This is a genomic window from Ruminococcus sp. J1101004sp1_RTP21198st1_B9_RTP21198_201120 (genome assembly GCF_040924245.1).
GTDB classification, from domain to species: Bacteria; Bacillota; Clostridia; order Lachnospirales; family Lachnospiraceae; genus Blautia_A; species Blautia_A faecis.
In genome coordinates, this window is sequence record NZ_JBCOMI010000006.1 from 165,040 (window position 1) to 172,968 (window position 7,929).

At 37.7% G+C, this 7,929-nt stretch carries 7 protein-coding genes and 1 pseudogene; all 8 read right to left on the reverse strand.

Going from position 1 to position 7,929, the window contains the following annotated elements; genetic code table 11:
* Window positions 1–7: 7 nt before the first annotated feature.
* The 8 genes and pseudogenes from AB5618_RS05910 to AB5618_RS05945 all read right to left on the reverse strand — a co-directional run bounded on the left by AB5618_RS05910 (window position 8) and on the right by AB5618_RS05945 (window position 7,657).
* Window positions 8–1,336 carry an SLC13 family permease gene (locus AB5618_RS05910; RefSeq protein ID WP_148461658.1) on the reverse strand — a complete coding sequence of 443 codons (1,329 nt, stop codon included), beginning with the start codon at window positions 1,334–1,336 and terminating at the stop codon, window positions 8–10.
* A gap of 65 nt (window positions 1,337–1,401) precedes the next feature.
* Window positions 1,402–2,355, reverse strand: coding sequence for a LysR family transcriptional regulator (locus AB5618_RS05915; RefSeq protein ID WP_148461659.1), 954 nt, complete (start codon window positions 2,353–2,355; stop codon window positions 1,402–1,404).
* Window positions 2,356–2,795: 440 nt separating this feature from the next.
* Window positions 2,796–2,984, reverse strand: a complete 189-nt coding sequence (gene rhuM / locus AB5618_RS05920; RefSeq protein WP_148461660.1) for a RhuM family protein — start codon at window positions 2,982–2,984, stop codon at window positions 2,796–2,798.
* A 4-nt stretch (window positions 2,985–2,988) separates the two neighbouring features.
* A pseudogene (locus AB5618_RS05925) lies at window positions 2,989–3,201 on the reverse strand (ParA family protein); the annotation flags it as partial.
* A 125-nt stretch (window positions 3,202–3,326) separates the two neighbouring features.
* A complete protein-coding gene (locus tag AB5618_RS05930) occupies window positions 3,327–3,506 on the reverse strand; it encodes a hypothetical protein (RefSeq protein WP_148461661.1) in 180 nt (59 codons plus the stop codon).
* A gap of 115 nt (window positions 3,507–3,621) precedes the next feature.
* Window positions 3,622–4,983, reverse strand: a complete 1,362-nt coding sequence (locus tag AB5618_RS05935) for a hypothetical protein (RefSeq protein WP_148461663.1) — start codon at window positions 4,981–4,983, stop codon at window positions 3,622–3,624.
* Between the two features lie 83 nt (window positions 4,984–5,066).
* Window positions 5,067–6,704, reverse strand: coding sequence for a 23S rRNA (uracil(1939)-C(5))-methyltransferase RlmD (gene rlmD, locus AB5618_RS05940; RefSeq protein ID WP_148461664.1), 1,638 nt, complete (start codon window positions 6,702–6,704; stop codon window positions 5,067–5,069).
* Window positions 6,705–6,709: 5 nt separating this feature from the next.
* Window positions 6,710–7,657 carry a 3'-5' exoribonuclease YhaM family protein gene (locus AB5618_RS05945; RefSeq protein WP_148461665.1) on the reverse strand — a complete coding sequence of 316 codons (948 nt, stop codon included), beginning with the start codon at window positions 7,655–7,657 and terminating at the stop codon, window positions 6,710–6,712.
* Window positions 7,658–7,929 lie beyond the last annotated feature (272 nt).

The window sequence follows — 7,929 nt, forward strand, 5'->3', positions numbered from 1 at the left end:
TCCTTTTCTAATAGGGGAGTATCCCTATTATTATTGCAAAACCCAACATTGTGATACTTAAAAATAATGTCCATAAATATGTTTGCCGGATATGCTCTCTTAAACTTACGCCACATAGAGAAAGTCCAAGATGAACAGATACTGTCATTGGAAGTACAAAAATAACTGCACTATATGGAATCAGAAATGCGGCGGCTGTAACTTCCACTGCTATTTGACACTCTGATGCTATTTTTGCAGCAATTGGCATGAATCCAAAAATTTCTACTTCTCCACTCATGATCCAGCTTATGGGATTGGCCAGCGCCCCGAGTAAAATATGTATATGCTCTCTCATGCTTACCGGAAGTAATCCAGATATCATTTCTGACATACTTGTCAGCATGCTGCTCTGTGTCAGAACACCAACCATAACGCCTGATGCCAAAACTGTTCCTGCCATGATTCCCGCTGATTTTATGTATTTCATTAATTCCATTTTCTTTACTTCTTTAAGATTAATGATACTTATTACAGATAATCCCATCATAAAAACAATCCACGAAGAGATTCTTGTGATGATAAGCAAAATGATTATTATTGTCATAATTCCCACTGACAAACAGCATTTTTTTCTACTTTGCTGTATTAAAATCGGCTTATTTCTCGCAATACACTGCTTACAATTATTTTCACTCAAAGAATCAATATCCGAAAGCTTTTGATAGTTTGACAAAATACAGGCAATTACACACACCATCAGTATTCCAAATATCTGAGACGGGATACACAAACGCCAGATTGAAACCGGATCTGTATTTAAAACTCCTGCAAGGCGTCCGCATGGTCCTGCCCATGGCAACATATTCATAACACCAAAAGTTAAAGAACTAAGGCACATCAAATTTGTTAATGGAATTTTATTTTCGTTGTATATACTTTTACATGTTGTAATCACAATCAAATACGATACTGCACCTGAACCACTTAAATGTGCGATTGCTGATACGAACACAGTCATAAGAAAAATATTCTTCCTGGTTAGATGAAACCTTCCTGCTATTTTTGTGATTATTGCTGTGAAAGTTCCTGTTTCATTTAATATCCCAAAAAATAAAATCGCAGTTGCAAACATCAAAGCTACCGGAATCACATTTTCAATTCCTTTTAAAATATACAAACTCATTTCTGCCATTGAAAACCCGGATAAAAATCCTGCTATCACCGGCAATGTCATAAATAGAATTCCCAGACTTACCTTTATCTTATACACCAGCAACGTCATACATATCATAAGGACAAATCCCATAATTCCTGATATATCCATCTCAAAACCTCTGAAAATGAAACCACCCATAAAGCTGCGCAAACTTTATGGGTGTATTATATGTTCGTTTTTTTCTTTTATCAAATAACAGTTTCTTATATTGTATATACGTCTTCGTTATATTTTCCTTGAACTCTTTCTGCTGCGGTTTGATATAACTGAATGAGATATTTTAGAGGTTCTGTCATATATCCTCCTATTCTCAATGCTGCTACAAACTTCCAGGTAACCGGCTGTTTTCCGAAAGAATAAATATCTAATCTATTCTGATATTCTCTCACTCCAAGACTGGAACAAAGACACACCCCATAACTATTTGCCACAAGCTCTTGTGCGGTTTCGATACCGGCTATTTCTATTTTTTCCGGTGATATATGATTCTCTTTTAAAATTTCTTCTGCTATCTGTCCCAATCTCATATTCTTTTTTAGTAAAATAAAAGCAAACTTTTCAAAACATGAAAGTTCTACCCAGGGATATTGAAATCCAATTTTGCGTAAAGGCTTGCAGGCAATTTCTGTTCCTTTTTTTACAGTCAGCACGATTTCTTCTTTTCCAAGTATCTGGTAATACAAATATTTATCGTCTGCTTTCTCTTGTTCACTCAATGTGAAAAATGCTACATCTATGCGTCCTTTTCTCAGCGCTTCCTCCAAATTATGCACATTCTCCTCATGTATCTCTATTTTTAATTCAGGAAAATTCTTCCGTATTTCAGGCAAAACCATAGGCGTTAGGGATTTACTTCTCCCCGGCGTTATGCCAAAACATAATGCGCCCTGCTTATACTGCAACAACTCTTTCAAATCTGATTCGAATTGAATTTTTCTTTTCGTAATATCTGCTGCAAACTCCAGGTATATTTTTCCTGCAGGTGTTGAAACATAATCTCCATCTATTTTTTCAAAAAGCTGAATTCCTAATTCCTTTTCCAAATTAATAAGACATCTACTGATTGCAGGCTGAGATACATTCAGCATTTGTGCTGCCTTTGTTATACTTTTTTTCGCTTCAATCGCACGCATATATTCAAATTCTTTAAATTTCATTCTCACGTCTCCTAACCGGAAATTTAGACTTATGTGTCCCAGAGTCTTGTTTCATTCATATCAATCCCCTTGCAGAATAAACAGTTCCAATAGACTTATTATCGTATAAAAATCGCTTTTGTTATACAAAATATTCACTTTTGTTATGTTCCTATAAAGTCCCTTATCTTTTTTGGCATTTTACACAATTTCAACATCCATTTTTATAAAATCTGCCAATAGTATTATTTTAATTCTGCGATCTCATGAGGGATGCTTTCCTGTGTTTCTTACGGGTAAACATTATACAGGAAGATAACTGTTTGTTCAAGTATTCTAAAATCCCCCATATCCAACCTTTCCTCCTCAATTCTCCACCAAATTTTGAAGTAGATCAGTTTCCTAATGCGGATAAGGCAATAAAAAGCAAAAGCCGTTCCACACCTCCCGGAACGGCAAATTTACAGATGCAAACAGACGTGACCTGCAGCAAAATTAACATCGCTTTTCTTACTCCTTTCCTCCGGTGCATCTGCCCAGATGATTAATCCCATATGCTCCTTTGTATGATCAGTTCTTTCTACGATCAGTTCTGACACCGTATGTCTATAAACTGCGTAATGTATTTTATTCTGGACTGTCAGATACATTCCTCATGATGTCCTGCATCACAGTAGAGATTGTAATGGGTATATCATCTGATCGATTATAGCCCAGAGCCATTGTGAGATTTGCCTGTGCATCGGCATCAATCAACAACACCTTAGAGCCTTGCTTTGCCAGACCCACACCCAGATTGACCGCTGTGGTCGTTTTTCCGACACCGCCTTTCTGGTTTGTCAGAGCAATCACTTTGCAATTTGACATAGGTGCGTCCTCCTTTCGCATAGATTTAGCCACTTTGTCAAGGTGGCTATGTAACAGTATCAGAGAATGCAAAAAAGCCGCTTACTCTTAACAATCAATAAGAATAAGCGGCTCCGTAATCTGCCTTAGATATATTCAATTTTCATTCTCTTGGTCAGTGCATTTATGACCTTAAAAATAAGCTCGTCAACACAATCCGTATATCTGCCCTGTTGTATAAGCTGATTTTTCAGCTCCACAAGGCTATGTAATAATAGGCTTCTTTCTTGGCTATCCACATATAAATGATATAGTTTTTCCAACATAAATGCCACCTCCGTTTTCCTTTGACTTTATTATATACGGAAATGATAAGATACTAAAAATCTGCAATGAGAAATAAAACATTAAATTCTACACTTCTCCAATACTTACTATTTATCATCTAAGTGTATTAATGTCATACCACTTATTAATTTTCATAATTGCGGAATCCAATGATGTGTCTGTAACTTCACTTCCTATATCATATAATAGTGTTAATCTAAATAATAACCTCAGTTTTTTATCCGCTAAATCTATTTCTTTTCCTATAAAGCGTCTCTTTTGTTCAGTTAAATGTGATAGCCAATTCCTATGTCCTGACGCTTTTTTAATAAATAAATCCAGTAATGTCATTGTATCGTTTATTCTAGTCTTTTTCTCATATTCAAAAAGACGTTTTGTCGCATCATAACTCTCGACAGCATATTGTAGTATATCCTTTAGACTGTATTCATTAATATGACCTGACATTAGATTAAAACTGGTTATTATATCTTTAAGCAAAATTCCATTTTCTTCACAAATCTTTTTCAAATTATCTGAAGAACTCAACAGTTTTGATATTTCTTTCTTTATCTGATTTTTAGTGTCTTTTGAAAATTTAAGCATTTTCTCAGCATGATGAATACGAAAATATCCCTCAAAACACTGTATACAAGTTGCTACTGGTACTTCTCTGACAGGAGAACTTTCCGTTGTTAGATATGAAAACAAATTAAATGTTACAACTTCTTTTTCTCTTAATCCCCACCATTTATCATAAATAGCAGAAAAAGCTAAATTGTTTTTCGTGTCTAAAACAAAATCCAACTTAATATTCTTTTTTGCAGTTTTCCCATAAGCAGCAAAATCCTCTATGAAATAATACTCTTTTTGAGTCACTGAAATCATTCTTCGTTTCTCAACCTTTGGAAAAAAACCTATCTGCAAAAAGTAAATTTCTAACAATCTTAAAATAATTTTTTCTACCATAGCAATTGTTACTGGCACTTCCACAGATATATAAATAGCTACTCCTTCAATATTTGTATTTTCTTGATTCCAATCAGTGCTAATATGAACTATTCCATTTAATATATCAAAACAATTTTTCCCAACAAACATATGGAATGGATACTTCTTATCCGTCTGGACAATATACTCGGCTGATTTAATTTTTTCACTTTGTATATCTTCAATATGATATCCTATTAAACATTTATTCCATATTATTTTCATTTGTCTCACAGGAATCTGTAACGGCATTAGATAGCAATTATAAAGTGTAAAAGCTTTTTCATTTTCATCAACACAAAATAAACATTCTTTGTGTAGTGATTCATTTCTACATAGCAAATCAAATGCTTTTTCTATTGGATAATCATCAACTTCAATTACAAATTCATGGCTATCTTCTTCAATATAAAAATCACATATTTGCTGCTCTACTTCTACATCTCCACATGGAAATCCCAAAATTTTTCTACCATGTATTCGCATCTTTTCCCTCATTCATTTTTCATATTTACTTCTAATCGAAAGGTTAAATAATTTCAAAATATCACACTATCCATTTGATATCATCAAATCATACAAAAATGCTCCAATGCCTCCTTTATAGCCTTTTCTTTTTCTGGCGGGCATTTCGGCTGTCTGGAGTTTTCTGATTTCGGTAGGTTATAATTTACCCTCTCAATAATACCGCATTTCTGCTTTACCTGTGCGATATATAAATTGCTGACCTTTAATCCCGTATGCTCCAATACATACTTCTTGATTTCCTCATAAGTGGCTTTACTCTCCGCAGCGGTCAAATCAAGCTCATCCATCTCAAGTTCTACCTCGATATGATGGTCTGAATGAAGTTTGAACAATAAACATACCGTCTCCACCGACACCGTATTCGGGAACATATCAACCGGACAGACTTTCTTCAATTCGTAGCCTCTTTCACAAAGATACTTCAAATCCCGTGCCAGAGTTGCGCTGTCGCAGCTTACGTAAACTACACGGTCGGGCTGCATTTCGATAATGGTAGAAAGCAAGGTCTCGTCGCAGCCTTTTCTCGGCGGGTCTACTACAATCACGTCAGCACGCTCACCAGTGCGTGCAAACTGCTCTGGAAGCACTTCCTCCGCTTTTCCCACAAAGAATTCCGTATTATCAAATCCGTTCAGGCGTGCATTCTCTTTAGCATTCTCAATGGCTGCAGGAATGATCTCCACGCCCCTTACCATCTTTGCCTGCTGCGCAAGAAACAGGGAAATGGTTCCAATTCCACAGTAAAGATCCCACACAGTCTCATTTCCGGAAAGCTGTGCATATTCCAGTGCTTTTCCATAAAGACGCCCTGTCTGGTAAGGATTTACCTGGAAAAAGGACAGCGGCGAAATCTGATAGGAAATCTCTCCGATCTTGTCTGTAATGTATGGCTGTCCCCAGAGCAGCCGCACCTTTTCCCCAAGAATCACATTATTTCTCTTCTTATTCACATTTACCATCACACTGACAGTCTCCGGAATCTGACAAAGAGATTTCACCAGAGCCTCTTCGCCAGGAAGCTTCTCCCCGTTAATGATCAGACAGACCATCATCTCATCCGTAAAAAAGCCATATCTGATCAGCACATGGCGCACTAAACCCTTGCCAGTGTTCTCATCATACGGCTGGATGTTGAACTTCTCCATATGGGCGATCACACGGTCCAGAACCTCCTTATTCTGTGTTACCCCAAGAGCACAATCCCGATTCTCAATAATGCTATGTGTACGACCAGCATAAAATCCGGTAATAATTCTGCCGTCTTTTGACTTTCCAACTGGAAACTGCGCTTTATTTCTATAATGGAAAGGCTGCTCCATTCCCAGGATTTTCTCCATAGGAATATCTGTAAAGCCGCCAATCCGCTCCAAATGTCCCCTGACTTTGGAAGTCTTAAATTCCAGCTGCTTCTCATAGGAAAGGGCCTGCAGCTGACAGCCTCCGCACTGTCTTGCAAACTGACACTTCGGCTCCACACGGTCAGGAGATGGGGTGATAATCTCCTCCAATCTTCCGTAACCGTAATTTTTCTTCGCTTTCATGATCTTTGCGCGGACTGTGTCTCCGATTACTGCATCTTTGACAAAAACGGTGAAGCCATCAGCCTTTCCGATACCTTCACCGTCAATTCCGCAATCTTCAATCTTTAACGTAACAATATCATTCTTACGATACTCCATAAAGATTACCATTCTCCTGTCTTTCTTAAGTTAGATTCAAATATTCTGTTAAATCCAAGCCATTCTTTCTTGCTCTTATCTGCCGCAAAAATCTCGGTAAGAGTCTCCATGCGGGCATCTGTATTATCTGCAAGATTCAAAGCAACTGCCTCTACCATAGCAGGTTTCTTAGGGGAACCGTACTCAAGTTCGCCATGATGTGCCAGGATACAATGTACCAGCTGGTTCTCCAGATCCAGTGGAAAGTCCGGTATCTCCTTAATCAGATCATGAATCATCTGTGCTCCGATGATAATATGTCCCAGAAGCTGTCCCTCGTCTGTATAATCATTCAGTGGAAAAGAAGAAAGTTCTCTTGTCTTTCCTACATCATGAAGAAGTGCTGCTGTGATCAGCAGATCTCGCTTGATCACCGGATAAGCAGATGCCATATAATCACAAAGCCTGGCAACACTTAAAGTGTGCTCCATCAGCCCGCCTATAAAGCCATGATGTACGGTCTTGGCTGCTGAATGCTCTTCAAAAGATTTCAAAAATTCTTTATCCTCTATAAACAGTTTCTTCAAAAGTGTATTCAGATAGGTATTCTTCACAGTGCCGATCATGGCAACCAGCTGGGTGTACATATCATCCGTGCTGTTCTCACTTACTGGAAGATAATCTGCCGGGTTGTACTCACCCTCGCCTGCTTTGCGCACACGCTTGATATTCAGCTGCATAGCTCCTGCAAAGCTGGTCACATCTCCCATGACTTCAATATAATCCAGTGCGTCAAAATCATCAATTCCCAGAGAATTCGGATCCCAGATCTTACCATCCATCATTCCAGTCTTATCCTGGAGTATAATATTCTCATAAGGCTTTCCGTTCTTGGTCACAGCCGGCTGTTTCTGCTTACACAGATAAATGCCACTGATCCGGTCGCCTTCATGTAACTCGTTTAAAAAACGCATAATTTCCTTCCCTTTCTAAAAAAAGACACGTCCGTTTTCCCAGACATTACAATCTTTTGTATCATAACAAATATTTATGAACATTTTATGAATTTCACCCCACTTTTTCCTTTTCAAGTCCCTAAAAATCATGTACAATAAGGTGTGCAGTAATTATTGTTTACAAATTTGCTATTTTGTGGATTGGTCGTTATTCCGGACGCGATTTCACAATGTATATTCACCGCCGCGCGTCGCAACGTTCCGGCAAGCTAATGACTAACTACGACTAA